This window comes from Streptomyces sp. NPDC056224 (genome assembly GCF_042267665.1).
Taxonomy (GTDB): Bacteria; Actinomycetota; Actinomycetes; order Streptomycetales; family Streptomycetaceae; genus Streptomyces.
The window spans coordinates 40,409-66,767 of record NZ_JBHJTK010000018.1 but is presented as its reverse complement, the minus strand read 5'-3'; the positions used below and the strand labels follow the sequence as shown (position 1 = coordinate 66,767).

The window sequence follows — 26,359 nt, the reverse complement described above, 5'->3', positions numbered from 1 at the left end:
CCGGGCCCCCGCTCAAGCCGCGGTGGGGCTGAGGGTCGGGGCTTTACCCTCGGCCCCGGGCCCCCGCCCAAGCACCGGTTGGGCCGAGGACCCGGCCTTCGCCCCCGGCCCGTGCCCCGCGCGCCGGGGGCCGGCGGTCCGGGTCTGGCTTCGCCCCCGGGGATGGCGCCGTGGGCGTCGGCGGGCCGGAGTCGGCGGAGGCCGTTCGGATGGCAGGGGTGGTGCGGGCCGAGGGCAGATGCGGCCCGGCCCGGGTCCGCCCGGCAGGGGAGGCGCAACCGCGCCGGAGCCCCGGGAACGGCGAGAGGGCCCCGGATGCCGTCGGCATCCGGGGCCCTCTCGGGTACAGCTAGCGCAGCGTCGTGGCTCGGGCCTCGCGCCGGTTGTGCCGGAAGGTGTTCGCCCGGCGGGTCGTCGCGAACAGCGGGATGGTCGCGGCCAGAGCGATCTGCAGCGCGCAGCCGGTCTGGAGCAGCAGCTGACCGCCCGGGGCGTCGAACGCCCAGGCCGCCAGCAGCCCCATCGCCCCGACGATCCAGCTGAGCATCGCCACCGCGAGGACACCCCGCGGCTTCGGGTACTCGACCCGGCTCACCATCAGCCAGGCCACGCCGACGATCGCCAGCAGGGTCGGGATGAAGGGGAGCTCGAGCAGGACGATGGACACGACCGTCAGCGCGCCGAAGGGGCTCGGCATGCCCTGGAACATGCCGTCCTTCATCGTCACGCAGCTGAATCTCGCGAGTCTGAGCACCACGGCCAGCAGGACCACGATCGCGGCCAGCGCCGACATCTTCTGGTGCGCGTCGTCGGCGACCATGCCGTAGACGAGCACGAAGTACGCGGGAGCCAGCCCGAAGCTGATCAGGTCCGACAGGTTGTCCAGTTCGGCGCCCATCGGCGAGCTGCGCAGCTTGCGGGCCACGATGCCGTCGAAGAGGTCGAAGACCGCCGCGAGCAGCATCAGTATCACCGCGGTCGCCGCGCTGTGCCGGGCCATGCCCGACTCGCCGCTGCCGGTGAGGTGCGGGATGAGGATCCCGGTGGTGGTGAAGTACACCGCCATGAATCCGCACGTCGCGTTGCCGAGGGTGAGGGTGTCCGCTATCGACAGTCGCAGCGAGAGCGGCATGTCGTCCTCGGAGGACTCCTCCGCGGCACGCTCGGGAACCCAGCCTGTGGCAGGAGTCTCAGGGTCAGTCACGGTCAATTCGGGTCACCCCCGCGGTGGTGGCCTGACCGACCTCGACCGCGACTTCGACGCCCTCGGGGAGGTAGATGTCGACGCGGGAGCCGAAGCGGATCAGGCCGATGCGCTCGCCCTGCTCGACCTTGGTGCCGGCGGGCAGGTACGGGACGATGCGGCGGGCCACGGCTCCGGCGATCTGCACCATCTCGATGTCACCGAGCTCGGTGTCGAAGTGCCAGACAACGCGCTCGTTGTTCTCGCTCTCCTTGTTGAACGCCGGGACGAATCCGCCGGGGATGTGCTCCACGGACGTCACCGTGCCCGCGAGGGGCGCGCGGTTGACGTGGACGTTCAGCGGGCTCATGAAGATCGCGACCCGGGTCCGTCCGTCCTTCCACGGCATGATGCTCTGCACCACACCGTCGGCGGGCGAGATGACACGGCCCTGGGCGATCTCACGCTCGGGGTCGCGGAAGAACCACAGCATGCCCGCCGCGAGCGCGGTGACGGGCACGGCCGCCGCGGCCCAGCGCCCGGACTTGCGAGCCCGGGTGAGGCTGAGCGCCGCGGTGGCGACGGTCGGCAGAAGCCACGGCGATGCTCCGCGCGCGAGGCGTACGCCAAGGAGGCTGTCGCGAGGTGCAGAGGTTTGGCTGTGGGGCATGGATGACCTTCGTAGCGGGTGATTGCCGCGCCGCAAACAGGGGGACGGGACGGCGGCTTTACTGGAATGCTATCGGTTGCGCGCAACAACTGGGCAAGCCAGAAGCCGAGTCGATGGCCGTCGGCCAGTCACTGCCAGTAACGCTTCTGCGACGGATCAGTGGATGATCCGCCGCAAAAGGTACTTTCAGCCCTGGAGTCGGTACTCCTCAAGCAGGCGTCGCCCGATGATCATTTTCTGGATCTCGGCGGTACCTTCACCGATCAGCAGCATCGGAGCCTCCCGGTAGAGGCGCTCGATCTCGTACTCCTTCGAGAATCCGTATCCGCCGTGGATACGGAAGGCGTCCTCCACCACCTCCTTGCAGTACTCGGAGGCGAGGTACTTCGCCATCCCTGCTTCGAGGTCGTTTCGTTCCCCGGAGTCCTTTTTGCGTGCTGCATTCACCATCATCGCATGAGCGGCTTCGACCTTGGTAGCCATCTCGGCCAGCTTGAACTGGATGGCCTGGTGTTCCGCGATCGGCTTGCCGAAAGTGTGACGCTGCTGGGCATAAGAGACGCCCAGTTCGAAGGCACGCTGAGCGACGCCGCAGCCACGGGCCGCCACGTTGACGCGGCCGACCTCGACCCCGTCCATCATTTGGTAAAACCCTCGGCCGGTCTCGCCGCCGAGGACCCGATTGGCCGGAATGCGCAGTCCGTCCATGATGAGCTCGGTCGTGTCGACGCCCTTGTAGCCCATCTTGTCGATCTTGCCCGGGATGGTCAGGCCCGGACGGACCTCACCGAAGCCGGGCTCCTTCTCGACGAGGAAGGTCGTCATCGACTTGTGGGGGGCGGTGCCCTCGGGGTGTCCTTCGTCACTTCGCACCAGAACGGCCACCAGGGTGGAGCTGCCGCCGTTCGTCAGCCACATCTTCTGGCCGTTCAGGACGTACTCGTCGCCGTCCTTCACCGCCTTGGACGAGATGGCCGACACGTCGGAGCCCAGCGCCGGCTCGGACATCGAGAACGCGCCGCGCACCTCGCCCAGCGCCATCCGCGGAAGGAAGTGGTCCTTCTGCTCCTGCGTGCCGTGCTGCTTGAGCATGTACGCCACGATGAAGTGGGTGTTGATGATGCCCGAGACGGACATCCAGCCACGCGCTATCTCCTCGACGCACAGGGCGTAGGTGAGGAGCGACTCACCCAGGCCGCCGTACTCCTCGGGAATCATCAGCCCGAAGAGGCCGAGCTCCTTGAGGCCGTCGACGATGTCCTGCGGGTACTCGTCGCGGTGCTCCAGCTCGGTCGCGACCGGGATGATCTCCTTGTCGACGAACTCCCGGACGGTCTTGAGGATCTCCCGCTGGACGTCCGTGAGCCCGGCGGTCTGGGCGAGTCGGGCCATGGCTACTTCCCCTGTTCCTTCAGCTGCGGGCGGCCGGGCTGCTCGCCGCCGCGCTCCTTGATGTACGTCTCGGTCGGGACCATCACCTTGCGCCGGAAGACGCAGACGAGGGTGCCGTCCTGCTTGTAGCCCTTGGTCTCGACGTAGACGATGCCGCGGTCGTTCTTCGACTTCGACGGCGTCTTGTCCAGGACCGTGGTCTCGCCGTAGATGGTGTCGCCGTGGAAGGTCGGCGCCACGTGCCGCAGGGACTCGATCTCCAGGTTGGCGATGGCCTTCCCGGAGACGTCCGGGACGGACATGCCCAGCAGCAGGGAGTAGATGTAGTTGCCCACGACCACGTTCTTGCCGAAGTCGGTCGTGTTCTCGGCGTAGTTGCTGTCCATGTGGAGCGGGTGGTGGTTCATGGTCAGCAGACAGAAGAGGTGGTCGTCGTACTCCGTGACCGTCTTCCCGGGCCAGTGCTTGTAGACCGCCCCGACCTCGAACTCTTCGTAAGTGCGTCCGAACTGCATGCTGCTCAGGCCTCCGGGATTTCGAACTTGCTGGTGCGCTGCATGCCGGCCGCGCGGCCCTTGCCCGCGATGACCAGGGCCATCTTGCGGCTGGCCTCGTCGATCATCTCGTCGCCGAGCATCGCCGAGCCCTTCTTGCCGCCCGCCTCGGAGGTGCACCAGTCGTACGCATCGAGGATGAGCTCGGCGTGGTCGTAGTCCTCCTGCGAGGGGGAGAAGACCTCGTTGGCCGCGTCGACCTGGCCCGGGTGCAGCACCCACTTGCCGTCGAAGCCCAGCGCCGCCGCCCGGCCGGCCACCTCGCGGTAGGCGTCCACGTCGCGGATCTGGAGGAACGGGCCGTCGATCGCCTGGAGGTTGTGCATGCGGGCCGCCATCAGGATCCGCATCAGGATGTAGTGGTAGGCGTCGGCGCCGTAGCCGGGCGGCTGCATGCCCACGACCAGCGACTTCATGTTGATGGAGGCCATGAAGTCGGCCGGGCCGAAGATGATGGTCTCCAGCCGGGGCGAGGCGGCGGCGATCTCGTCGACGTTCACCAGACCCTTGGCGTTCTCGATCTGCGCCTCGATGCCGATCTTGCCGACCTCGAAGCCCATCGTCTTCTCGATCTGGGTCAGCAGGAGGTCGAGGGCCACGACCTGCTGGGCGTCCTGGACCTTCGGCAGCATGATGCAGTCGAGGTTCTGGCCGGCGCCCTCGACCACCGTGATGACATCGCGGTAGGTCCAGTGCGTGGTCCAGTCGTTGACCCGCACGACCCGGGTCTTGCCCGTCCAGTCACCGTTGTTCAGCGCGTCCACGATCGTGTGGCGGGCGCCTTCCTTGGCGAGCGGCGCGCAGGCGTCCTCCAGGTCCAGGAAGACCTGGTCGGCCGGCAGGCCCTGGGCCTTCTCCAGGAAGCGCGGGTTCGAACCCGGGACCGCGAGGCAGGAGCGACGCGGGCGAAGACGGTTCACCGGGTGGACGGGCGTGGTCATGCGGGGACCTCCGTGCTTGCAAGGTTTGCGGTGTCTGGAAGGGGGTCGAGCTTGTTGGCTTTGCGGATCTCGTCGACGATGCGGCCGATGATCTCCGTGATGCCGAAGTCCTTCGGCGTGAAGACGGCGGCCACACCGGCCGCCTTCAGTGTCACGGCATCCGCGTTCGGAATGATGCCTCCGACGATGACGGGAATGTCACCCGCCCCCGCCACGCGCAGGCGTTCGAGGACATCCGGGACGAGTGCGCTGTGGGATCCGGACAGGATGGACAGTCCCACGCAGTGCACGTCCTCGGCCAGCGCCGCGGAGGAGATCTCCTCGGGTGTCAGCCGGATGCCCTGGTAGACCACCTCGAATCCGGCGTCGCGGGCCCGGACGGCGATCTGCTCGGCGCCGTTGGAGTGTCCGTCCAGACCGGGCTTGCCGACCAGCAGCCGCAGCCGGCCCGAGCCGAGCTCGTCGGCCGTACGGGCCACCTTCTCGCGGACCTCGTGCATCGGCGTACCGGGCTCGGCGGTGACCGCGACCGGGGCGGAGGAGACCCCGGTCGGGGCGCGGAACTCGCCGAACACCTCGCGCAGCGCGCTCGACCACTCGCCGGTGGTGACGCCCGCCCGGGCGCACTCCAGAGTGGCCTCCATCAGGTTCTCGGTCCCCGCCGCGGCCTCCTTGAGCCGCTCCAGGGCCTGCCGGGTGGTGGGGAAGACGAAGGGATCGCCGTTCCCCTGCCGGTCCGAGGACTCCTGCCGCTCGGCCCGCCAGCGGACGATGCGCTCGACGGTGAGCGCCTCCACTGCCGGGTCCACCGTCATGATGGCGCCGTCCAGGTCGGACGTGAGCGGGTTCTCCTCGGTCTGCTGGAAGCAGTTGACACCGACGATCTTGTCCTCGCCGGCCTCGATCCGCGCTCGCCGCTCGGCGTGCGAGGAGACCAGCTGGGACTTCAGGTACCCGGACTCGACGGCGGCCATCGCGCCGCCCATCTCCTGGATCCGGTCGATCTCGGCCAGGCAGTCGGCGACCAGGGAGTCGACTTTGGCCTCGATGACGTGGGATCCGGCGAAGATGTCCTCGTACTCCAGCAGGTCGCTCTCATGTGCGAGGACCTGCTGGATGCGCAGCGACCACTGCTGGTCCCAGGGCCGGGGCAGGCCCAGCGCCTCGTTCCAGGCGGGCAGCTGCACCGCGCGGGCGCGGGCGTCCTTGGAGAGGGTGACGGCCAGCATCTCCAGCACGATGCGCTGGACGTTGTTCTCCGGCTGCGCCTCGGTCAGACCCAGGGAGTTGACCTGGACGCCGTACCGGAAGCGCCGCTGCTTCTCGTTCTCGATGCCGTAGCGCTCGCGGGTGACCTTGTCCCAGATGCGGCCGAAGGCGCGCATCTTGCACATCTCCTCGATGAAGCGGACGCCCGCGTTCACGAAGAAGGAGATCCGGGCGACCACCTCGCCGAACCGCTCCTCGGGCACCTGGCCCGAGTCGCGGACCGAGTCCAGGACGGCGATCGCGGTGGACATCGCGTACGAGATCTCCTGGACCGGGGTGGCTCCCGCCTCCTGCAGGTGGTAGCTGCAGATGTTGATCGGGTTCCACTTCGGGATGTGGTTGACCGTGTACGCGATCATGTCCGTCGTCAGGCGGAGGGAAGGCCCCGGCGGGAAGACGTGCGTCCCGCGGGAGAGGTACTCCTTGACGATGTCGTTCTGGGTGGTGCCCTGGAGCTGGGACACGTCCGCGCCCTGCTCCTCGGCGGCCACCTGGTAGAGCGCCAGCAGCCACATGGCGGTGGCGTTGATCGTCATCGAGGTGTTCATCTGTTCCAGGGGGATGTCCTGGAACAGCCGCCGCATGTCGCCCAGATGGGAGACCGGGACCCCGACCCGGCCCACCTCGCCGCGGGCGAGGATGTGGTCGGGGTCGTAGCCGGTCTGCGTCGGAAGGTCGAACGCGACCGACAGGCCGGTCTGGCCCTTGGCGAGGTTGCGGCGGTACAGCTCGTTGGACGCCTCGGCCGTGGAGTGGCCGGCGTACGTCCGCATGAGCCACGGACGGTCCTTCTGGCGCTCTGTCATCTCAGGCTGTCCCTTTGGCCCTTAGATGTTGCGGAAGCGGTTGATGGCGTCGAGGTGCGTGGCGCGCAGCTCGTGGTCGCGGACGCCCAGGCCCTCCTCGGGGGCCAGCGCGAGGACGCCGACCTTGCCCTGGTGGAGGTTGCGGTGGACGTCGTAGGCGGCCTGGCCGGTCTCCTCCAGGGAGTAGACCTTCGACAGGGTGGGGTGGATCTTGCCCTTGGAGACGAGGCGGTTGGCCTCCCACGCCTCGCGGTAGTTCGCGAAGTGCGAGCCGACGATCCTCTTGAGGGACATCCACAGGTAGCGGTTGTCGTACTCGTGGTTGTAGCCCGAGGTCGAGGCGCAGGTGACGATCGTGCCGCCCTTGCGGGTGACGTAGACCGAGGCGCCGAAGGTCTCGCGGCCCGGGTGCTCGAAGACGATGTCCACGTCCTCGCCGCCGGTCAGCTCGCGGATGCGCTTGCCGAAGCGCTTCCACTCCTTCGGGTCCTGGGTGTGCTCGTCCTTCCAGAACTTGTAGCCCTCGGCGTTGCGGTCGATGACCGCCTCGGCGCCCATGGCCCGGCAGATGTCGGCCTTCTCCGGAGAGGAGACGACGCAGATCGGGTTGGCGCCGCCGGCGAGGGCGAACTGGGTGGCGTACGAACCGAGTCCGCCGCTCGCGCCCCAGATGAGGACGTTGTCGCCCTGCTTCATGCCGGCGCCGTTGCGGGAGACCAGCTGGCGGTAGGCGGTGGAGTTGACCAGGCCGGGCGAGGCGGCCTCCTCCCAGCTCAGGTGGCCGGGCTTCGGCATCAGCTGGTTGGACTTGACGAGTGCGATCTCCGCCAGGCCGCCGAAGTTGGTCTCGAAGCCCCAGATGCGCTGCTCGGGGTCGAGCATCGTGTCGTTGTGGCCGTCGGAGGACTCCAGCTCGACCGAGAGGCAGTGCGCGACGACCTCGTCGCCCGGCTTCCAGGCGTTGACGCCGGGGCCGGTGCGCAGCACGACGCCCGCGAGGTCGGAGCCGATGATGTGGTACGGGAGGTCGTGGCGCTTGGTGAGCTCCGACAGGCGCCCGTAGCGCTCCAGGAAGCTGAAGGTGGACACCGGCTCGAAGATCGAGGTCCACACGGAGTTGTAGTTGACCGAGGAGGCCATGACGGCCACCAGGGCTTCGCCCGGGCCGAGCTCCGGCACCGGGACCTGGTCCAGGTGGAGGGACTTGCGCGGGTCCTTCTCGCGGGTGGTGAGCCCGGCGAACATCTCCGTCTCGTCCTTGTGCACGGTGATCGCGCGGTACGAGTCGGGGAGCGGCAGGGCAGCGAAGTCGGCGGCCGTCGCGGCCTGCGACTGGATCGCTTCCAGGATGTCCTTCACGGTAGAGCCTCCGGCTAAGCGCTGATGAGGGTGCGCTGGGGGATACGCGTTGCGTGCGTGGGTGCGTGTGGGGTGGTGCTGCGAGGTGCCGTCGGTCCGGCTGGTGCGGTGGTGCTGGCGACGCCCGTGGTGGGGCGTGCGGTGCCTGGTGACGCAGGCATCCGGGGCGCGTTCCGTGCCGAGTGGGCGTGGGCCGCGGGGACATCCGGACAAGATTTAACGTATGGCACGCGGTGTCACTCAGCAAGGCACCGCGTGCCAAAACTTTCTCTCATTTGCCTATTGACCTGCATGTTTGAGCGATGATCGATCAGAGTTACCGGCGAGTAGGGGCAAGCTGGACAAACGGAAGCGGCCGCCCCCGTAACGGGAGCGGCCGCTGTGACGCGTGTCGCTTCGTGTTGCTGAGTGCTGCTACTTGTTGCGCAGTGCCTCTTCGATGGTCCGCATGACCTCGTCCAGCGGGGCGTCGGTCCGGGCCACCGCCACCAGCACCTCGCCCTGCGCGCGGACCTCCGCCGGCGGGGTGGGCGCCGTGCCCAGCGTGCGGCCCGCGCCGATCCCCGAGCCGAAGGTCTTGCGCACGATCGAGAAGGCGTGGTCCAGCTGCCCCTCCACGTCCCCCTGGCCGCCCGCCCGCAGCCAGCGCCGCAGCACGTGGTTGTGGGCGGTCACCACCGCGGACGCGGCCACCTCGGCCAGCAGCGGGTCGTCGTTGCCGTCGTGGTGGTCCTGCTCGTCGAAGTGGGCCAGCAGGTAGCGGGTGAACAGCCGCTCGTACCGGGCGACCGAGGCGATCTCCCGCTCCCGCAGTGCCGGCACCTCGCGCGTCAGCCGGTAGCGCTCCACCGACACCGCGGGCGAGGCGGCGTACATCTTCATGACTTCCTTGATCCCGCGGCACACCGTGTCGAGCGGGTGCTCGTGTGCCGGGGCCGCGTCCAGGACGGCCTCGGCACGCGTCAGGGTGTCGTCGTGATCCGGGAAGATCGCCTCTTCCTTGGACCGGAAGTGCCGGAAGAAGGTCCGGCGCGCCACCCCCGCGGTCGCGGCGATCTCGTCGACCGTCGTCGCCTCGTACCCCTTGGTCGCGAACAGCTCCATCGCGGCCGCGGCGAGCTCGCGGCGCATCTTGAGCCGCTGCGCGGCCGCCTTGGTGCCGGCCGTGCTCTCCTGGGTGTCGGGGGCCGTGGCGGCGCGGGGCGAGGTCTTGGCGGGCTGGGGCATAGAGCGAACGTACTTCATTTGCGCGGCGGAGCGCGCCCGAGGGGGGTGGGACAGGGGTGGATGCGGGGGAGGGCAGGCACTGGGCACACAGTGCTCGCCGGGAGGGTTCGCCCGCCGTGAGGGTCCGGCGGGCCCGAGGAGCCCTCCCCACGCATCCGGCTCGTGGCCCGGCCGGGGGTTACCGGCGGGCGTACTCACGGAATCCGCGGCCGGTCTTCCGGCCCAGGCAGCCCGCCGCCACCAGGTGCTCCAGCAGCGGGGACGGGGCCAGGCCCGGGTCGCGGAACTCCTTGTGCAGGACCTTCTCGATCGCCAGCGAGACGTCCAGGCCGACCACGTCCAGGAGCTCGAAGGGCCCCATCGGGTAGCCGCCGCCCAGCTTCATCGCCGCGTCGATCTCGTCGATGCCGGCGTAGTGCTGCTCGACCATCTTGATCGCGTTGTTGAGGTACGGGAACAGCAGCGCGTTCACGATGAAGCCGGCCCGGTCCCCGCAGTCCACCGGGTGCTTGCGGACCTTGACGCAGACCTCGCGGACCGTGGCGTGCACGTCGTCGGCGGTCAGGACCGTGCGGACGACCTCGACCAGCTTCATCGCCGGGGCCGGGTTGAAGAAGTGCATGCCGATCACGTCCTGCGGGCGCGAGGTCACGCGGGCCACCGCGATCACCGGCAGCGAGGAGGTGGTCGTCGCCAGGACGGCGCCCGGCTTGCAGACCTTGTCCAGGGCGGCGAACAGCTCCTGCTTGACCGCCAGGTCCTCGGCCACCGCCTCCACGGCCAGGTCCACCTCGGCGAAGGCGTCCAGCGAACCGGCCGCGGTGATCCGGTCCAGCGTCTGCGCGGCGGCCTCGTCCGTCAGTCGGCCCTTGGCCACCGCGCGGCCCAGGGACTTGCCGATGGCCGCCTTGGCCGCCTCCGCCTTCTCCAGGCTGCGGGCGGCCAGGACGACGTCGTAGCCGGCCTGGGCGAAGACCTGCGCGATGCCGCTCGCCATGGTGCCCGAGCCGGCCACGCCGACCGAGGAGACGGGCCGGCCCGTACCGAGCAGGGACCCGTCCGGCGGGGTCTGGAGGTCGCGGACGATCACCGAGCTGCCCGGAGCCTCGTACGTGTAGAAGCCGCGCCCGGACTTCTGCCCGGTCAGGCCGGCCTCGGTGAGCTGGCCCAGGATCGGGGCCGGCGCGTGCAGGCGGTCGCCCGAGGAGGAGTACATGGCCTCCAGGACGGTGCGGGCGGTGTCCACGCCGATCAGGTCGAGCAGCGCGAGCGGGCCCATGGGCAGGCCGCAGCCGAGCCGCATGGCCGCGTCGATGTCCTCGCGGGAGGCGTACTTCGCCTCGAACATGGCGGCTGCCTGGTTCAGGTAGCCGAAGAGCAGGCCGTCGGCGACGAAACCGGGGCGGTCGCCGACCGGGACGGGCTCCTTGCCGAGCTCGCGGGCCAGCTCGGTGACGGCCTCGACGGCCGGCGGGGCCGTCAGGACGCAGGAGACGATCTCGACCAGCTTCATCGCCGGAGCCGGGTTGAAGAAGTGCAGGCCCAGCACGCGTTCGGGGCGCAGGGACTCGGCGGCCATGCGGGTCACCGACAGGGCGTTGGTGCCGGTGGCCAGGATCGTGTCGGGCCGCACGATCGCGTCGAGCTCGCGGAACACCTGCTGCTTGAGCTCGTACGACTCCGGCACGACCTCGATGACGAGATCCGCGTCGGCCGCGGCGCCCAGGTCGCTGTAGGTGCGGAAGCGGGCGAGCACGTCCGCCCGCTCCTGCTCGGTGAGGCGCTCCTTGCTGACGGAGCGCGCCGTGGCCGCCGCGAGGGCGGCCGATGCCCGGCGTGCGGCGGTCTCGCTGATGTCGATGCCGATGACCTCGCGGCCGGCCCGGGCGAGGACCTCGGCGATGCCGGTGCCCATGGTGCCGAGGCCGACGACGGCGACGGTCTGGAGGGTGGGGTGACTGGACGGACGGTCCATCGAGGGACTCCAGTGGAAGAGGGTGACGACTGAGGGAGCGCGCGGCGCACGGTGCGCGCGGATGCCGTACGGAAGAACCGTGCGGAAGAGCCCAGGGGAAGGTGCCCGAAGGGCGGGAGCGGCGGACCCTGTCCCGGGGTCGCGCCGTGGGTGGTGCAAAGAGTCGTACAGAACCGACTGGCACGAGGCGGCTGCGTCACCAGGCCGGCCTCGTACGTGTTGATGCGACAGTAACCCGTCGGTAACTGGTCCGCCAGAGCGGGGAGATGTGACCTGTACCGCCCAAATGTACCGATCATCGATCATCGATCATCAATCACTGCGAACGGGCCGCGAGGGCGCCCCCGCCCGCCTAGGGTGGCCGGGTGAACGACGTGCTGGAGCGCCTGCGCACGGAAGCCGGACCGTCGCCGGAGTACGGGGCGCTGCTCGCGGCCGGCCCCGATGCCCTCGCGGTCTCCCTGACCTCCGTCGGGCTGCCCCTGTGGGCCCGCGAACTCGCCGCGTACCGGCTGGGGCTGGCAGGGGACCGCCGCGCCTTCGAACCGCTGGTGCTGCTGCTCAACCACCGGGACCCGCCGCGCTGCGCCGCCGCCGCCGAGGCGCTGGCCGTGCTGGGCGACCCCCGCACCGCCCGCGCGGCCGCGGCCCTCGCCACCAACGGCCTGCGCACCGCCTACGCCCTGCAGCCCGTCCGGCTGCTCACCGCCCTGCGCGCACCGGAGTCGGCCCCGGCCCTGATGGCGACCCTGTCCCGGCTGCTCTCCCCGCACGACCCGTACTGGCGGATCGCCCTGGCCTGCGTCGAAGGCCTCGGCGCCCTCGCCGACCCCCGGGCCCGCGAACTCCTGACCCGCGCGCAGTCCCACCCCCGCCTCGCCGTGGCGGCGACGAAGGCGCTGCGCTGCCTGAACTGAACGGGCGCGGGGCGGAGGCACTCGCCGTCGGCCTGCGCCGGCACCGGCCACCGCGGGTGGCGACCCCGCCCCCGGGGCCCGGCTCCCCGCCCCGGGTGGGTGCGAGCACCCGCGTCTGCCCGAACCGGGGAACCGGGAGGCGGGACCCCCGGTTGCCCGGTTCGGGGGTCAGTGGTCCCGGCCGGCCTCGGGCACCACGGCGAAGGCCTCCACCTCCAGCAGGGGTTCGGGGCGGACCAGGGCCGCGACCTGGACCGCCGAGGAGGCCGGCACGCGGTCGGCGGCGATGACGGCGGCGCGGGCCGCCCGTACCACCGGGAGGTGGGCCACGTCCGTGACGAAGTAGGTCAGCTTCACGACGTCGTCGAAGGTGGCCCCGGCCGCCGCCAGGCACCGGCGCAGGTTCTCGAACACCTGCCGGGCCTGGGCGGCGGCGTCGCCCTCCCCGACCACCTCGCCCTTCTCGTCGAACGCGCACTGGCCGGAGACGGCGATGAACCGCCCGGTGCCCCAGACGACGTGGCTGAATCCGGTCCCGGGACTGACGCCGTCCGGGGCGTGGACGCGGGTGATGTGGCCGTGTTCAGGAATGGTGGTCATGGACACGATCGTGCCCGGTGAAGATCAACCGCGGAAGCCCAGCAGGCCGTGCAGGGCCGCGCCGCCCGCCGAGGGCGGGACCGCGCGGGTCACCGCGGCCGGCTTCGGCTCCTCCTGGGCGGGGCAGACGGCGTCCGCGGCCCTGCCCGTCCGCAGGTACGCCGCGACCTTCTCGTCCAGGCACTTGTTGCCGCTCAGCGCGATGCCGTGGTTGCCGCCGCCCTCCTCGACGACCAGGGCCGAGCCCTTCAGCTTCTCCCGCATGCTGAGCGCACCCCCGAACGGGGTCGCCGCGTCCTCCGTCGCCTGGAGCAGGAGGGCCGGCGGAAGGGCGGCGTTCGTCACGTCCGGGGCCTGGAGCGGCTCCGTCGGCCAGAAGGCGCACGGGGCGTTGTACCAGGCGTTGTTCCAGGTCATGAACGGAGCCGTGGCGTGGGTGCGCCACATGTCCGCCCGCCACTGGTTCCAGTCCTTCGGCCAGGCGGAGTCCCGGCACTGCACCGCCGTGTAGACGCTGTACCCGTTGCCCGCGGAGGGCTCCACCGCGCCGAACCGCTCGTACGCCGCCACCAGCGGCTTCGGGTCCTTCTCCACCGCGTACGCCGCGAAGGCCGCGGCCAGGGTCGGCCAGTAGCCGTTGTAGTAACCGCCCGGCATGAAGGTGTCCTCCAGCTCGGACGGGCCCACCTTGCCGCCCGCCGGCGTCCCGCGCAGCTCCTCGCGCACGGCGTACCAGCGCTCCTCGACCTCCGCCGGGTCGGTGCCGAGCCGGTACGTGGCGTCGTACTTCGCGACCCAGGCCAGGAACGCCTTGTGGCGGGAGTCGAACGCCCGGTCCTGGGCGAGGTTGTCCTCGTACCAGACCCCGCCCGGGTCGACCACGGAGTCCAGGACGAGCCGGTGCACCCGGTCCGGGTGGAGCTTGGCGTACACCGCGCCCAGGTAGGTCCCGTACGAGTAGCCGAAGTAGCTGATCCGCTGCGCGCCGAGGGCCGTGCGCAGCACCTCGATGTCGCGGGCGGCGGAGACGGTGCCGACGTGCGGCAGCACGTCCGCGTGCTTGGCCCGGCAGGACTCGGCGAAGGACCGCACGCGGTCCAGGTTGGCCTGCTCGCCGGCCGCGTCGCGCGGTACGGAGTCGGGCCGGACGGGGGAGAAGTGGCCCGCCGCGCAGTCGAGCGCGGGTTCGCTCTTGCCGACGCCGCGCGGGTCGAAGCCGATCACGTCGTACTGGGCGGCCACGTCCTTGGGGAGGGCGGAGGCGATGAAGCCGGCCAGGCCGCGGCCGCTTCCGCCCGGACCGCCGGGGTTGACCAGCAGCGGCCCGGAGGAGGTGGCGGCGGTGTGGGGGACCCGGGTCAGCGCGAGGGAGATCTGGCGGCCGGTGGGCCGGTCGTGGTCGAGGGGGACCTTGAGGGAGGCGCACTGGAGCGTCGGGTAGCGGGGAGTCGCGCAGTCGGTCCAGTGCAGCGGCGCCCGCTTCGGCGCGGGAACGGCCGGGGCGGCCGTGACCGGGCTCGTGAGGACGGCGGCGACGGTGGAGATCGACAGCAGGACAGCGGCGCGCTTCTTCAAGGGGTGCAGCATGGGGCCTCCCAGCCGAGGGTTCTGGGCGGAATCGTCCCGGAAACCGTGGCTGGAAGGAGGGATTGGGCTGCCTATTGGCCCGATGTGATGACCCTTCACGGGGTCCGGGGCGTCACAGGAGGCTGAGCTGCGTCGGCGCGCCGGGCGCCGGCCGCGCGGGGGCGCTGATCCTGCGGGGCGCTCCGCGGCCGTTCGGGCCGATGCCGAATTCGGCCGCCAGCTCGTGGACTTGGCGGGTGACCTGCCGCTGGTACCAGGTGGGCGCGTACGAGCCGCCCGCGTACATCCGCTCGTACCGCCCGACGAGGTGCGGATGGTGCTCGCCCAGCCAGGCCGTGAACCACTCGCGCGCCCCGGGCCGCAGATGGAGTACCAGGGGTGTCACCGAGGTGGCGCCGGACTCGGCGACGGCCCGGACGGTGTCCCGCAGCTGCTCCGGGGCGTCGCCGAGGAAGGGGATGACGGGGGCCATCAGCACCCCGCACTCGATGCCGGCGTCGGTCAGGGTCCGTACCGCGCCCAGCCGGGCGGCGGGGGAGGGGGTGCCGGGCTCGACGGTCCGCCACAGTGCGGTGTCGGTGAAGCCGACGGAGACGGAGATGCCGACGTCGGTCACCGCGGCGGCCTCCTGCAGGAGGGGGAGGTCGCGCAGGATCAGCGTGCCCTTGGTGAGGATCGAGAAGGGGTTCGCGTGGTCGCGCAGCGCCTCGATGATCCCGGGCATCAGCCGGTAGCGGCCCTCCGCGCGCTGGTAGCAGTCGACGTTGGTGCCCATGGCGATGTGCGCGCCGGTCCAGCGGTGCGAGCCGAGCTCGCGGCGCAGCAGGTCGGGAGCGTTGGTCTTCACGACGATCTGCGAGTCGAAGCCGAGGCCGGTGTCGAGGTCCAGGTAGCTGTGGGTCTTGCGGGCGAAGCAGTACACGCACGCGTGCGAGCAGCCGCGGTACGGGTTGACGGTCCATTCGAACGGCATGCGGGAGGCGCCGGGCACCCGGTTGACGATCGAGCGGGCCCGCACCTCGTGGAAGGTGATCCCGCGGAACTCCGGGGTGTCGAAGGTGCGGGTCACGACGGCGTCGGTGCCGAAGAGGGCCCCGCTCCGCCCCGGCCCGTCGGTCAGGTCGTCCCAGCGCATGGCGCCTCCCTCGGGTAGCTCTCCGCCCGAGAATAGAACAAACGTTCCCATGATCGTGCGGGTCGGCATATCCGCTGGTCAACGCGGCGCGGCAGGTGGCAGGCTGCGCCCCATGGCGGGAATGGGAATCACGGTGTGCCTTGCGGGCGAGGCCCGCGGCCGGCTGGCGGAGGCGATCGGCGAGGCCATGGCGCCGTTCGAGTGCGACTACAGGCGCGGCGAGGAGCTCGACGTCTGGGACCACTGGGCGATCAGTGGCGGCGGATCCGGCTTCCAGCCGCTGCGCGGCCGCGAGGGCGATCCGCGCCTCGTGCCCGACGGCCCGGCCCCGTCGGGCAGGTGCGCGGGCGGGCCGCGTGAGCTGCTGGCCTTCGCGGAGATCCGGGCCGAGGCGGTGGAGGTGGCCGGCGCGGCCTGGGACCTGTGGCGGGAACTCGCCCGGCTGCACCCGCCGGCCGAGCCGCTGGCCCCCGTGGTCCCCTGGTCGAATCCGGCCGAGGCCGAGGCGTCTTGGCAGGCGCGGATCGCGGCGCGCCAGGCGTACGAGGCGCAGCCGCTGGTCATCGCCTACGAGGAGCGCCGTGCCGCGCTGCTGGCCGGGCACCGCGGGTACCGCCTCGGCGACAGCCTCGGGCACGCGTGGCCCGTCGAGGACGTCGGCGGCGTCGGCCGGGAGGAGTTCGTCCGCCTCCACGCCGAATCGGCGGTACCGGGCGGAAGCGTCCTGACGCTCGACGGCTGGTGGTGCGAGCCGGGTGACCAGCCGCTCCACGGTGCCTGCGAAGGCCCGGCCGTCTGCCCCCACACACCGCCCTTCGAGTGGACGGACGCCCCCTGGTACCACGGCAGCGGGAGGTACCTGGAGGAACTCCCGGGAGACACGGTCCTCGTCCGCGTCCGTTGTCACGTCTGACCCGGATTTGGGCGGCCGGGCCGGAGGTGGTTGGCTTCGCGGTGACGAGCGGACACAACTGCTGGAGGAACAGCTATGGCGCAGGTCGAGGCCACCACGGAGCGGATCATCGGAGCCGACGCGGAGACCGTGTTCGACGCGCTGGCGGACTACACCGGGACCCGCGGGAAGCTGCTGCCCGAGCACTTCAGCGAGTACGAGGTGCGCGAGGGCGGCGACGGCGAGGGCACCCTGGTGCACTGGAAGCTCCAGGCCACCAGCAAGCGCGTACGGGACTGCCTGCTGGAGGTCAGCGAGCCCACCGACGGCCAGCTGGTGGAGAAGGACCGCAACTCCTCCATGGTGACCACCTGGGTCGTCACCCCGGCCGGTGAGGGCAAGTCCAAGGCCGTGGTCTCCACCGTGTGGAACGGCGCCGGCGGCATCGGCGGCTTCTTCGAGCGCACCTTCGCCCCCAAGGGCCTCGGCCGCATCTACGACACCGTGCTGGCCAATCTGGCCGCCGAAGTCGAGGCCTGAGCGCGGACGTTGCACGGCTGTGAGCGGCTCACCGGATCGGGTGGAATTCCCGGTCCCGGGTGAGCCGCCGGCGGCCGGGCGTGGCCCCGGGCCGACGCGCGCCGGGGCGGCTAGGCTGGATCCCCTGCGCGTGCCGCCCGCGACCCGCGTGACCGAGCGCGTGCCACCGCCCGCGCGCGACCGACCGCCCGGGGGCCCGATGAAGATCCTCATCTCCGCCGACATGGAAGGCGCCACCGGGGTCACCTGGCCCGCGGACGTGCTGCCCGGGACACCGCAGTGGGAGCGCTGCCGGTCGATGTTCACCTCCGACGTCAACGCGGCCGTCCTCGGCTTCTACGACGGAGGCGCAGACCAGGTCGTCATCAACGAGGCCCACTCGACCATGCGCAATCTGCTGCTGGAGCGCCTGGACGCCCGCGCCGAGATGCTCACCGGCCGCCACAAGTCGCTCTCCATGGTCGAGGGCGTCCAGCACGGAGACGTCGACGGGATCGCCTTCGTCGGCTACCACACGGGCGCGGGCTCCGAAGGGGTCCTCGCCCACACCTACCTCGCCAACTCCATCACCGGCGTCTGGCTCAACGGGATCCGGGCGAGCGAGGGGCTCCTGAACGCCCACGTCGTCGCCGAGTACGGAGTCCCGGTCATCCTGGTCACCGGCGACGACCTGACCTGCATCGACGCCGCCGGCTACGCCCCGGACGCGGTGACCGTCGCGGTGAAGGACCACGTCTCGCGCTACGCCGCCGTGTGCCGGACCCCCGCCCGCACCGCCGCCGACATCCGTGCCGCGGCCAAGGAGGCCACGGGCCTCGCCGTCCGGCGCGATCCCGCACCCGGGGGTCCGTACACCGTGGAGCTGGAGTTCGACGCCGAGCACCTGGCGATGGCCGCCACCGTCGTCCCGGGCGCCGAGCGGTGCGGGGAGCGCAGGATTTCCTATACCAGCGAGACGATGTACGAGGGGATCCGGACCTTCAAGGCGGTCACGACGGTCGTCTCGGCAGCCGTGGAGGAGCAGTATGGCTGACATGCCCGCAGTCACCACCCAGGTTCCGCCCCAGGCACAGGACCGTGCCCCGGCCGCCGCCGTGGACGACGCCGCCCTGGACGAGGTGGTCGAGTTCACCTCCGGCCTCATCCGCATCGACACCACCAACCGGGGCGGCGGCGACTGCCGGGAGCGCCCCGCCGCGGAGTACGCCGCCGAGCGGCTCGCCGCCGCCGGACTGGAGCCGGTGCTCCTGGAGCGCACCCCCGGCCGCACCAACGTCGTTGCCCGGGTCGAGGGCACCGAGCGCGGTGCCGAGGCGCTCCTGGTCCACGGCCATCTCGACGTGGTCCCGGCCGAGGCCGCCGACTGGAGCGTGGACCCCTTCTCGGGGGAGGTCCGGGACGGGGTGGTCTGGGGCCGCGGCGCGGTCGACATGAAGAACATGGACGCGATGGTGCTGGCCGTCGTACGGGCCTGGGCACGGGCCGGGGTGAAGCCTCGCCGGGACATCGTCATCGCCTTCACCGCCGACGAGGAGGACAGCGCCGTCGACGGCTCCGGTTTCCTCGCCGACCGCCACCCGCACCTCTTCGAGGGCTGTACGGAGGGCATCAGCGAGTCCGGCGCCTTCACCGTGCACCCCGGCCCCGGACAGCCCGCCCTCTACCCGATCGCGGCCGGTGAGCGCGGCACCGCCTGGCTGAAGCTGACGGCCCACGGCACCGCCGGGCACGGCTCCAAGCCGAACAGGGCCAACGCCGTGAGCCGCCTCGCCGCGGCCGTGGCCCGGATCGGCGCGTACGAGTGGCCGGTCCGCCTCACCGACACCGTCGTCGCCTGCATCACCGAACTCGCCGCCCTCCAAGGCCTGTCGGTGGATCCCCGGGCCCCCGGCTTCGACCTCGACCAGGTTCTCGGCCGGCTCGGCCCGGCGGCCACCCTGCTGGAGGCGACCGTACGCAACAGCGCCAATCCGACGATGCTCAGCGCCGGTTACAAGCTCAACGTGATCCCCGGCCAGGCCACGGCCTACGTGGACGGCCGGATGGTGCCGGGCGGCGAGGCCGAGTTCATCGCCACCCTCGACGCGCTCACCGGCCCGGACGTCCGCTGGGAGTTCCACCACCGGGAGGTGGCGCTCGAAGCCCCCGTGGACGGGCGGACGTACGGGATCCTGCGCGAGTCGGTCGAGCGGTTCGACCCGGACGGGCACGTGGTGCCCTTCTGCATGGCGGGCGGCACCGACGCCAAGCAGTTCTCCCGCCTCGGCATCACCGGCTACGGCTTCTCCCCGCTGAAGCTGCCGCCCGGCTTCGACTACTGGTCCCTCTTCCACGGCGTGGACGAGCGGGTCCCCGTGGACGCCCTGCACTTCGGGGTCCGCGTCCTCGACCACGCGCTGCGGACTCTGTGAGGGGGACCTTGTGATGGCGGTCGTGCCGACCCGGCCCTACGGCAGCTGGCCCTCACCCATCGACGCGGAGCTCGCCGCCTCGCTCGACGGCCGGCCCGAGTACGTGGGCACGGTCGGCCCCGAGGTGTGGTGGACCGAGCCCCGGCCGCAGGAGGGCGGCCGCCGCGCCCTGGTGCGCCGCCCCGCGGACGGCGGACCCGCGGTCACGGCGCTGCCCGCGCCGTGGAACGTGCGCAGCCGGGTCACCGAGTACGGCGGCAGCCCCTGGGCCGGAGCCGAACGCGCCGAGGGCGGTCCGCTCCTGGTCTTCGTCCACTTCGCCGACCAGCGGCTCTACGCCTACGAGCCGGACGCGCCCGGCAGCGGACCGCGGCCCCTCACCCCCGTGTCCGGCGTCGGCGGCGGGCTGCGCTGGGCCGACCCCGTGCTGCGCGGCGGCGAAGTCTGGTGCGTGCTGGAGGAGTTCACCGGTCCCGCCCCGACCGACGTGCGCCGGGTGCTGGCCGCCGTACCGCTGGACGGGTCGGCGGCGGAAGACCGGTCGGCAGTGAGGGAGCTGACGGACGACCGGTACCGGTTCAGCACCGGGCCCCGGCTCTCCCCGGACGGGCGCAGCGCCGCCTGGCTGGTGTGGGACCACCCGCGGATGCCCTGGGACGGCACCGAGCTGCGGTTCGCCGAGGTCACCGCGGACGGGACCCTCTCCGGGTCCCGGACCGTGCTCGGCGGCCCCGACGAGGCCATCGCCCAGGTCGAGTGGACGGCCGACGGGACGCTCCTCGCGGTGAGCGACCGCGGCGGCTGGTGGAACCCGTACCGCGTGGACCCGGGGACCGGCTGGGCGGTCAACCTGTGCCCCCGGGACGAGGAGTTCGGGGGCCCGCTGTGGAAGCCCGGGCTGCGCTGGCTCGCCCCGCTCCCCGACAGGCTCGTCGCCGTCCTGCACGGCCGGGGTTCTTCGGTGCTCGGCATCCTCGACCCCGAGAGCGGGGACCTGGTGGACGCGGCCGGCCCGTGGACGGCCTGGCAGCCGGCCCTCGCCGTCAGCGGCACCCGCGTCTACGGGGTCGCCGCGAGCCCGCGCAGCGCGTACGAGGTGGTGGAGCTGGACACGGCCACCGGCCACGCCCGGGTGATCGGCGCCCACGGGGCGGACCGGGTCGACCCGGCCTACTATCCCGAGCCGCAGAGCCGGACCTTCCTCGGTCCCGACAACCGGGAGGTCCACGCGCACGTCTACCCGCCGCACCACCCCGCCGTGCGCGCCCCGGCCGACGAACTGCCCCCGTACGTGGTGTGGGCGCACGGCGGGCCCACCGATCACGTGTCGCCCGTGCTCGACCTGCACATCGCCTACTTCACCTCGCGCGGCATCGGCGTGGTCGAGGTGAACTACGGCGGCTCCACCGGCTACGGCCGCGCCTACCGGGAGCGGCTGCGCGAGCAGTGGGGCGTGGTCGACGTGGAGGACTGCGCGGCGGTGGCCCGGGCGCTGGCCGCCGAGGGCACCGCCGACCCGGCCCGGCTCGCCATCCGCGGCGCCAGCGCGGGCGGCTGGACGGCCGCGGCCTCGCTGGCCGCGACCGACCTGTACGCCTGCGCGGCGATCATCTACCCGGTGCTGGACCTGCTGGGCTTCGCCAAGGAGACCCACGACCTGGAGTCCCGGTACGTCGAGGGTCTGGCCGGACCGCCGCAGACCCTCGCCGTGCGGTGCCGCGAGCGCTCGCCGGTGGCCCGCGCCGACCGGATCACGGCCCCGTTCGTCCTGCTCCAGGGGCTGGACGACCCGATCTGCCCGCCGGCCCAGGCGGAGCGGTTCCTCGCCGCCATGCAGGGGCGGCAGGTGCCGCACGCGTACGTGCCCTTCGAGGGTGAGGGGCACGGCTTCCGGCGGGCGGACACGATGATCCGCGCGCTGGAGGCCGAACTGTCGCTCTACGTCCAGGTCTTCGGCATCGAGCGCACCGACGTACCCCGGCTGGAACTGTGGCTCTGAGTCAGGCGGTGTGCAGCCAGACGCGGAGCGGGCCGAGCGGGGTGAAGCCGGCGCGCACGGCGGCGTCGAGGTCGTCGCCCGCCTCGTAGCCGATGACCGGCAGGTCCGGCCAGCGGGCGGCGATCGCGGTGAGGGCGCCCGTCCAGGCGGCGTCGGTGTCGGCGTCGTCGTGCGCGAAGAGGTTGGACAGGCCCACCACCGCGTCGCGTCCGCGGTTCGCGACGGCCCCCGCCACGATCCGGCCGTCGGCGCGGCCCGCCAGGAAGGCGCTGTCCGCGCCCAGCAGGGCCGGGTGGAACAGCCCGGTGGACTCCTCGCCGTCCCAGGCGGCTTCCCAGGCCTCCAGTTCGCCGGGGGTGGTCACCTCCGACCACTCCAGCCGCGAGCCCGTGGCCTGCGGGGCCCCGGCCGGGCGGTGGATCCACTGGGCCTCGAAGAGCACCTCGAAGCCGTGCGCGGCCAGGTCCAGGTCGGCGAAGCTGTCCTTCACCGAGCAGCCGGGGCCGTCGGTGTCGATCGCGGCGACCAGCCCGGCCGCCGGGGCGCCCGGGGCGAGGGACACGGCATCGGGGTAGAGCGGCGGGGTCCGGTGCGCGCTCGTCCAGACGCCCGGTGCGAACGCGCCGGCCGGTCCGTGGCCGCGCACGACGGCGTCGCACCACTCGGCGTTGTTGCGCGCCGCGGCGAGCAGGAGTTCCTCGGTGCCCGGGATCATGATCACCGGGGGATCCTGTCACACCGTCCGGCGTGGGGCCACGAGTATTCCCCCGTACCTCCGCGCGGGCGACCGGGTGGGCCTGTCCCTTCCGGCTCGCCGACGGGCCCGAGTTCACCTTCACCGCGTGCGTGCGCGAGGGCCGCGCGCTGCGCCGGCCGAGGCCCTTCCCGCCCGCCACCATCGAGGGGTGAGGGCCCTGCGCGGCCGCCCTGATCGACGGCGGGGGCCGCGCCGGGTTCCGCGTCCGCGAACCGGGGACCCGGAGCGACCGCCGGGTTCGCCAGCACCGACATCATCGTGCGCGGGGCCCTCCGGTGGGGTGCCTTCCGGTGCGGGGCCTTCGGCTACGGCGCCTTCGTGCACGCCGCACGCCGCGGGCCGCGGACTCTTCCAGGAGGCCCCGCGCCCCCTCCTCGCGCCCCCTCCTCGCGCCCGCCCCGGCCCTGCCGGCCCCGCCAGCCGGGCGGGCCGGGCGGGCCGGGCCGGCCCCCGGCCCGCACCGCCCGGAGGCCGGCATCAGGCCCGGCGACACCCGCACACGGCCTCGATCGCGCCGGTCAGCGGCGCCGGATTCCGGCTGGAGGGCTCTCCCCGGACCTCCTCCCGGCCGACGGCGCCCGGCGTGACCGCGAGGGGTGGGCGGTGACCGCCGAAATGCCGCGGCCGTAGGAGGCCGTCAGGTCCGGCGTCGCGGCAGGATGGGTCCATGCGATCCCTCGTGCTCCTCGATGCCCCGTCCAACCTCGGCCTGCGCCCGCCCGCGCCGGGCACCGTACCCGGCGTCTACAAGCTGGCCGGGGCCCTGCGCGAACAGGGCCTGCTGGCCCGGCTCGGTGCACGCGAGGGCGGCGTGGTGGTCCCGCCGCGCTACGACCGCGGCGACTGGAAGGAGGGCGACGGCGTGTTCCACGCGGACGCCCTCGCCGCCTACACCGTCACCCTCGCCGACCGGATCGAACGGCACCTGCGGGCGGGGGAGTTCCCCGTCGTGCTCGGCGGGGACTGCTCCATCCAGCTCGGCGCCTCGCTCGCCATGCGCAGGCTCGGCCGGTACGGACTTGCCGCCATCGACGGCTCCGCCGACTTCCGCCACCCCGGCAACGAGGCCGTGAACGGTCCGGTCGGCGCCGCGGGCGGGGAGGAGCTCGCCCTCGCCACCGGGCGCGGGCAGGCAGGCCTCGCGGACCTGGAGGGCCGCTCGCCGTACCTGCGGGACGAGGACGTGCGGCTCTTCGGGATCCGGGACGGGGACGCGGACCTGCCGGAGCTGCGCGCGGCCGGGATCCGTACCGCCACCGTCGGGGAGATCCGCGAGCGCGGCGCCGGGCCGGTGGCCCGGGCGGCGCTGGACGGGCTGCACCCGCCGGCGACCGACGGCTTCTGGGTGCACCTGGACGCCGACGTGCTGGACCCGAGTGTCATGCCGGCCGTGGACAGTCCCGATCCCGGCGGCCTGCTCCCCGACGAACTCGCCGAAGTCCTGGGCGTGTTGGTGAGCTCCCCGCGCTGCGTCGGGATCAACGTCACGATCTACGACCCGGACCTGGACCCGGACGGCCGTGCGGGCGCGCTGCTGGCCGACCTGGTCGCGGGCGCCTTCGCGTAGGCCCTTCGCGTAGGCCCTTCGCACAGGCCGTCGCGCTCATCGGCGCGCGGGCCGTCGAACGGGCCTTTGCGTAATCCTGACCGGTGGTGATCCGCGGAACCCCTGTGCACCGGCCGCCGTGGCGTGTTCCATTTCCCCATGGCCACCACCGTCCGCCGCGCCGTACTGACCCTTCCCGCAGCCCCGTTGGGCCCCGAGAACCCGCTGCCCGCCCTGCGCGCGCCCGACGGGGTGCACGCGCTGGACGAGCTCCCCCAGCAACGGCTGGGAGGTGCCCGCAGGCACGACGGGCTGCCGCGCGACATGGCGCGGCAGATCGGGTACGAGCCGCTGCGTTCGCTGCTGCCCGTCCGGATCCGTGACGGCTACCGGCGGGAGCGCTCGGAGCGGGAGTTCGAGTCGGTCGTCATCGAGAACGAACACCTGCGGGTGACCGTGCTCCCGGGCCTGGGCGGGCGCGTCCACTCCCTCGTGCACCTGCCCACCGGGCGTGAACTGCTCTACCGCAACCCGGTGTTCCAGCCCGCCAACTTCGCCCTCAACGGGGCCTGGTTCTCCGGCGGCATCGAATGGAACATCGGCGCCACCGGGCACACCACCCTCTCCTGCGCCCCGCTGCACGCCGCGCTCGTCCCGGCCCCGGACGGCGGCGTGATGGTCAGGCTGTGGGAGTGGGAGCGGCTGCGCGACCTGCCCTTCCAGGTGGACCTGTGGCTGCCGGAGGACTCGGAGTTCCTCTACGTCGGTGTGCGCGTGCGCAATCCGCACGAGCGGCCCGCGCCCGTGTACTGGTGGTCCAACATCGCCGTCCCCGAGGACGCGGGCAGCCGCGTCCTCGCCCCCGCCGACGAGGCCTGGAACTTCGGCTACGAGCGCTCGCTGCGCCGCGTCCCGGTCCCCGAGTGGGAGGGCGCGGACCGCACGTACCCGCTCCGCAGCGAGTATCCGGCGGACTTCTTCTACGAGGTCCAGGACGGGGCCCGGCCCTGGATCGCCTCCCTCGACGCCGGCGGCCGGGGGCTCGTGCAGACCTCCACCGGGCGGCTGCGCGGGCGCAAGCTGTTCGTGTGGGGCGCGGGCAGCGGCGGCCGCCGCTGGCAGGAGTGGCTGACCGAGCCGGGCACGGGCGGCTACGCGGAGATCCAGGCCGGGCTGGCGAGGACCCAGCTGGAGCACGTACGGCTGGAGGGCGGGGCGGAGTTCAGCTGGCTGGAGGCCTACGGGCCGCTGGCCGCGGAGCCCGCGGCGGTCCACGGGGCAGACTGGGCGCAAGCCCGCGGCGCGGCGCAGCGGGCGCTGGACCGCGCACTGCCCCGGGAGCGGGTGGACGCGGCCTACGAGGCGTGGCGCGGCCGCGCCGACAGTGAGCCGGGGGAGCGGTTGGCCACGGGCTCGGGGTGGGGGGCGCTGGAAGTGCTGTGCGGCGGTTTCAAGCTGCCGGGCACCCCCTTCGAGGAGTCCACGCTCGGGGAGCCGCAGGCGCCGTGGCTGGAGCTGTGGCGCACGGGGGTCTTCCCGGCCCCGCGCCGGGTGGCTCCGCCGGGGCCGAGCCTGGTCGCCGCGCACTGGCGGGACATGCTGGAGACGGCCCCGGCGGAACCGCTGACCGAGTACCACCTGGGCGTGGCGCAATGGCACGCCGGTGACGTGGCCCAGGCGGTACGCAGCTGGGAGCGCGGGCTGGCGCTGGCGCCGTCGCGGTGGCCGCTGCTGCGCTGCCTGGCGTTGGCGGACGAGCTGGCCGGCGATCCGGCGAGGGCGGCCGACGGGTACGCGGAGGCCTTCGACGACCTGGCCGGGGAGAGCCGGGGCGGTGAGCCGTGGACGGCCGCGGAGTCCGCGCTGGGTCAGGAGGCCATGGCGGCCCTGCTGGCCGCGGGGCGCCTGGCCGAGGCGCGGCGGGTCTGGGACCGGCTGCGGCCCGCCCTGCGCGAGCACGGCCGTTTCCGGCTCCTCGCCGCCGGACTGCTGGCGGCGGAGGGCCATGTGGCCGCGGCCCGGCGGGTCTTCGAGGACGGCTTCGAGGTTCCGGACCTCCGGGAGGGCGAGGAGATCCTGGGCGAGGTCTGGTCGTCGCTCACCGACCGTCCCCTCCCCGTGCGGTACGACTTCCGCATGAGGCCGCCGGTGCGGTAGGGGCGGGGCGCCGCCTCTGTGCGTGGGGCGCTGCCCGTCGAACCCCCGCGCCTCGAACGCCGACGAGGCCGGATGCGGCCGATGCCGCCTGCTCGGCGCGGGCCGGACCGCCCGTGGGGCGATGCGGCCGCCTCCCGGCGCCCCGCCCCGGACCCCCGGCTCCTGGGTGGCCCCCGCCCCGGCGGCCTCGGTCGCGCGGTGGCCCCGGTCGCCCGGTGGACCCGCCGGCGTTCGCGGCGCGGGGTCCGGGGCGGGCACCAGGAGGCGGAGCCGGGGCGGGCGCGCGGAGGCCGGTCTCCCGGGTGGCCCGGGTGGCCCCAGCCCCGGTGGTCCCGGCGGTGTTTGCGGCGCGGGGTCCGGGGCGGGCACCAGGAGGCGGAGCCGGGGCGGGCGCGCGGAGGCCGGTCTCCCGGGTGGCCCGGGTGGCCCCAGCCCCGGTGGT

22 protein-coding genes are annotated in these 26,359 nt (G+C 72.6%); 9 read left to right on the top strand and 13 right to left on the bottom strand.

All coding sequences use genetic code 11. The features are described from left to right. Positions 1–349 precede the first annotated feature (349 nt). The 9 genes from pssA to ACFCZ1_RS21460 all read right to left on the bottom strand — a co-directional run bounded on the left by pssA (position 350) and on the right by ACFCZ1_RS21460 (position 11,376). Positions 350–1,132, bottom strand: coding sequence for a CDP-diacylglycerol--serine O-phosphatidyltransferase (gene pssA, locus ACFCZ1_RS21500; RefSeq protein WP_376679934.1), 783 nt, complete (start codon positions 1,130–1,132; stop codon positions 350–352). A 64-nt stretch (positions 1,133–1,196) separates the two neighbouring features. Further along, entirely contained in the window at positions 1,197–1,853 is a 657-nt protein-coding gene (locus ACFCZ1_RS21495) for a phosphatidylserine decarboxylase (RefSeq protein WP_073909135.1), read from the bottom strand. A gap of 186 nt (positions 1,854–2,039) precedes the next feature. Beyond that, positions 2,040–3,245 carry an acyl-CoA dehydrogenase family protein gene (locus tag ACFCZ1_RS21490; protein ID WP_362055474.1) on the bottom strand — a complete coding sequence of 402 codons (1,206 nt, stop codon included), beginning with the start codon at positions 3,243–3,245 and terminating at the stop codon, positions 2,040–2,042. Between the two features lie 2 nt (positions 3,246–3,247). Beyond that, entirely contained in the window at positions 3,248–3,760 is a 513-nt protein-coding gene (locus ACFCZ1_RS21485) for a MaoC family dehydratase (RefSeq protein WP_030155134.1), read from the bottom strand. Positions 3,761–3,765: 5 nt separating this feature from the next. Continuing rightward, a complete protein-coding gene (locus ACFCZ1_RS21480) occupies positions 3,766–4,740 on the bottom strand; it encodes a CoA ester lyase (RefSeq protein ID WP_249768874.1) in 975 nt (324 codons plus the stop codon). Then, entirely contained in the window at positions 4,737–6,815 is a 2,079-nt protein-coding gene (locus ACFCZ1_RS21475; RefSeq protein ID WP_376679869.1) for a protein meaA, read from the bottom strand. Before ACFCZ1_RS21475 ends, ACFCZ1_RS21480 begins: the two co-directional genes overlap by 4 nt. A gap of 21 nt (positions 6,816–6,836) precedes the next feature. After that, entirely contained in the window at positions 6,837–8,174 is a 1,338-nt protein-coding gene (gene ccrA, locus ACFCZ1_RS21470) for a crotonyl-CoA carboxylase/reductase (RefSeq protein ID WP_376679868.1), read from the bottom strand. 414 nt (positions 8,175–8,588) lie between these two features. Continuing rightward, positions 8,589–9,401, bottom strand: a complete 813-nt coding sequence (locus tag ACFCZ1_RS21465) for a TetR family transcriptional regulator (RefSeq protein ID WP_376679867.1) — start codon at positions 9,399–9,401, stop codon at positions 8,589–8,591. A gap of 178 nt (positions 9,402–9,579) precedes the next feature. Beyond that, positions 9,580–11,376 (bottom strand): 3-hydroxyacyl-CoA dehydrogenase family protein, encoded by a 1,797-nt coding sequence (locus ACFCZ1_RS21460; protein ID WP_376679866.1) that lies wholly within the window; start codon positions 11,374–11,376, stop codon positions 9,580–9,582. Between the two features lie 365 nt (positions 11,377–11,741). Here ACFCZ1_RS21460 and ACFCZ1_RS21455 point away from each other — a divergent pair, with 365 nt between their 5' ends. Further along, positions 11,742–12,293 (top strand): adenylosuccinate lyase, encoded by a 552-nt coding sequence (locus tag ACFCZ1_RS21455; RefSeq protein ID WP_376679865.1) that lies wholly within the window; start codon positions 11,742–11,744, stop codon positions 12,291–12,293. A 168-nt stretch (positions 12,294–12,461) separates the two neighbouring features. On the opposite strand, the gene ACFCZ1_RS21450 is transcribed toward ACFCZ1_RS21455, so the two are convergent. From ACFCZ1_RS21450 to ACFCZ1_RS21440, 3 genes are all read right to left on the bottom strand, one after another. After that, positions 12,462–12,893, bottom strand: a complete 432-nt coding sequence (locus ACFCZ1_RS21450) for a RidA family protein (RefSeq protein WP_376679864.1) — start codon at positions 12,891–12,893, stop codon at positions 12,462–12,464. Positions 12,894–12,917: 24 nt separating this feature from the next. Further along, positions 12,918–14,480: an alpha/beta hydrolase gene (locus ACFCZ1_RS21445; RefSeq protein WP_376679863.1), complete on the bottom strand. Its 1,563-nt coding sequence runs from the start codon at positions 14,478–14,480 to the stop codon at positions 12,918–12,920. A gap of 112 nt (positions 14,481–14,592) precedes the next feature. Beyond that, positions 14,593–15,615 (bottom strand): Rv2578c family radical SAM protein, encoded by a 1,023-nt coding sequence (locus ACFCZ1_RS21440; protein ID WP_376679862.1) that lies wholly within the window; start codon positions 15,613–15,615, stop codon positions 14,593–14,595. A 112-nt stretch (positions 15,616–15,727) separates the two neighbouring features. On the opposite strand from ACFCZ1_RS21440, the gene ACFCZ1_RS21435 reads away from it, so the two are divergent. From ACFCZ1_RS21435 to ACFCZ1_RS21415, 5 genes are all read left to right on the top strand, one after another. Then, entirely contained in the window at positions 15,728–16,528 is an 801-nt protein-coding gene (locus ACFCZ1_RS21435) for a hypothetical protein (RefSeq protein ID WP_376679861.1), read from the top strand. 75 nt (positions 16,529–16,603) lie between these two features. Beyond that, positions 16,604–17,047, top strand: a complete 444-nt coding sequence (locus ACFCZ1_RS21430) for an SRPBCC family protein (RefSeq protein WP_376679860.1) — start codon at positions 16,604–16,606, stop codon at positions 17,045–17,047. A 199-nt stretch (positions 17,048–17,246) separates the two neighbouring features. Continuing rightward, positions 17,247–18,080 (top strand): M55 family metallopeptidase, encoded by an 834-nt coding sequence (locus tag ACFCZ1_RS21425; RefSeq protein WP_376679859.1) that lies wholly within the window; start codon positions 17,247–17,249, stop codon positions 18,078–18,080. 1 nt (position 18,081) lies between these two features. Then, positions 18,082–19,458, top strand: a complete 1,377-nt coding sequence (locus ACFCZ1_RS21420; protein WP_376679858.1) for a M20/M25/M40 family metallo-hydrolase — start codon at positions 18,082–18,084, stop codon at positions 19,456–19,458. Positions 19,459–19,471: 13 nt separating this feature from the next. Next, a complete protein-coding gene (locus tag ACFCZ1_RS21415) occupies positions 19,472–21,457 on the top strand; it encodes a prolyl oligopeptidase family serine peptidase (RefSeq protein ID WP_376679857.1) in 1,986 nt (661 codons plus the stop codon). A 1-nt stretch (position 21,458) separates the two neighbouring features. On the opposite strand, the gene ACFCZ1_RS21410 is transcribed toward ACFCZ1_RS21415, so the two are convergent. Then, positions 21,459–22,172: a hypothetical protein gene (locus ACFCZ1_RS21410; RefSeq protein WP_376679933.1), complete on the bottom strand. Its 714-nt coding sequence runs from the start codon at positions 22,170–22,172 to the stop codon at positions 21,459–21,461. A 32-nt stretch (positions 22,173–22,204) separates the two neighbouring features. Between ACFCZ1_RS21410 and ACFCZ1_RS21405 the strand changes: the two genes are divergently transcribed. The 3 genes from ACFCZ1_RS21405 (at position 22,205) to ACFCZ1_RS21395 (ending at position 25,917) form a co-directional block, all read left to right on the top strand. Next, positions 22,205–22,366: a hypothetical protein gene (locus ACFCZ1_RS21405; RefSeq protein ID WP_376679856.1), complete on the top strand. Its 162-nt coding sequence runs from the start codon at positions 22,205–22,207 to the stop codon at positions 22,364–22,366. 515 nt (positions 22,367–22,881) lie between these two features. Continuing rightward, positions 22,882–23,781 carry an arginase family protein gene (locus ACFCZ1_RS21400; protein ID WP_376679855.1) on the top strand — a complete coding sequence of 300 codons (900 nt, stop codon included), beginning with the start codon at positions 22,882–22,884 and terminating at the stop codon, positions 23,779–23,781. A 138-nt stretch (positions 23,782–23,919) separates the two neighbouring features. Continuing rightward, a complete protein-coding gene (locus ACFCZ1_RS21395) occupies positions 23,920–25,917 on the top strand; it encodes a DUF5107 domain-containing protein (protein ID WP_376679854.1) in 1,998 nt (665 codons plus the stop codon). Positions 25,918–26,359: the final 442 nt, after the last annotated feature.

What these genes read in the sequence shown, in the direction of transcription:
- pssA (WP_376679934.1), bottom strand. Translation starts at nt 1,132, where the DNA reads ATGCCGCTCTCGCTGCGACTGTCGATAGCGGACACCCTCACCCTCGGC.
- ACFCZ1_RS21495 (WP_073909135.1), bottom strand. Translation starts at nt 1,853, where the DNA reads ATGCCCCACAGCCAAACCTCTGCACCTCGCGACAGCCTCCTTGGCGTA.
- ACFCZ1_RS21490 (WP_362055474.1), bottom strand. Translation starts at nt 3,245, where the DNA reads ATGGCCCGACTCGCCCAGACCGCCGGGCTCACGGACGTCCAGCGGGAG.
- ACFCZ1_RS21485 (WP_030155134.1), bottom strand. Translation starts at nt 3,760, where the DNA reads ATGCAGTTCGGACGCACTTACGAAGAGTTCGAGGTCGGGGCGGTCTAC.
- ACFCZ1_RS21480 (WP_249768874.1), bottom strand. Translation starts at nt 4,740, where the DNA reads ATGACCACGCCCGTCCACCCGGTGAACCGTCTTCGCCCGCGTCGCTCC.
- ACFCZ1_RS21475 (WP_376679869.1), bottom strand. Translation starts at nt 6,815, where the DNA reads ATGACAGAGCGCCAGAAGGACCGTCCGTGGCTCATGCGGACGTACGCC.
- ACFCZ1_RS21465 (WP_376679867.1), bottom strand. Translation starts at nt 9,401, where the DNA reads ATGCCCCAGCCCGCCAAGACCTCGCCCCGCGCCGCCACGGCCCCCGAC.
- ACFCZ1_RS21460 (WP_376679866.1), bottom strand. Translation starts at nt 11,376, where the DNA reads ATGGACCGTCCGTCCAGTCACCCCACCCTCCAGACCGTCGCCGTCGTC.
- ACFCZ1_RS21450 (WP_376679864.1), bottom strand. Translation starts at nt 12,893, where the DNA reads ATGACCACCATTCCTGAACACGGCCACATCACCCGCGTCCACGCCCCG.
- ACFCZ1_RS21445 (WP_376679863.1), bottom strand. Translation starts at nt 14,480, where the DNA reads ATGCTGCACCCCTTGAAGAAGCGCGCCGCTGTCCTGCTGTCGATCTCC.
- ACFCZ1_RS21440 (WP_376679862.1), bottom strand. Translation starts at nt 15,615, where the DNA reads ATGCGCTGGGACGACCTGACCGACGGGCCGGGGCGGAGCGGGGCCCTC.
- ACFCZ1_RS21435 (WP_376679861.1), top strand. Translation starts at nt 15,728, where the DNA reads ATGGCGGGAATGGGAATCACGGTGTGCCTTGCGGGCGAGGCCCGCGGC.
- ACFCZ1_RS21430 (WP_376679860.1), top strand. Translation starts at nt 16,604, where the DNA reads ATGGCGCAGGTCGAGGCCACCACGGAGCGGATCATCGGAGCCGACGCG.
- ACFCZ1_RS21425 (WP_376679859.1), top strand. Translation starts at nt 17,247, where the DNA reads ATGAAGATCCTCATCTCCGCCGACATGGAAGGCGCCACCGGGGTCACC.
- ACFCZ1_RS21420 (WP_376679858.1), top strand. Translation starts at nt 18,082, where the DNA reads ATGCCCGCAGTCACCACCCAGGTTCCGCCCCAGGCACAGGACCGTGCC.
- ACFCZ1_RS21415 (WP_376679857.1), top strand. Translation starts at nt 19,472, where the DNA reads ATGGCGGTCGTGCCGACCCGGCCCTACGGCAGCTGGCCCTCACCCATC.
- ACFCZ1_RS21410 (WP_376679933.1), bottom strand. Translation starts at nt 22,172, where the DNA reads ATGATCCCGGGCACCGAGGAACTCCTGCTCGCCGCGGCGCGCAACAAC.
- ACFCZ1_RS21400 (WP_376679855.1), top strand. Translation starts at nt 22,882, where the DNA reads ATGCGATCCCTCGTGCTCCTCGATGCCCCGTCCAACCTCGGCCTGCGC.
- ACFCZ1_RS21395 (WP_376679854.1), top strand. Translation starts at nt 23,920, where the DNA reads ATGGCCACCACCGTCCGCCGCGCCGTACTGACCCTTCCCGCAGCCCCG.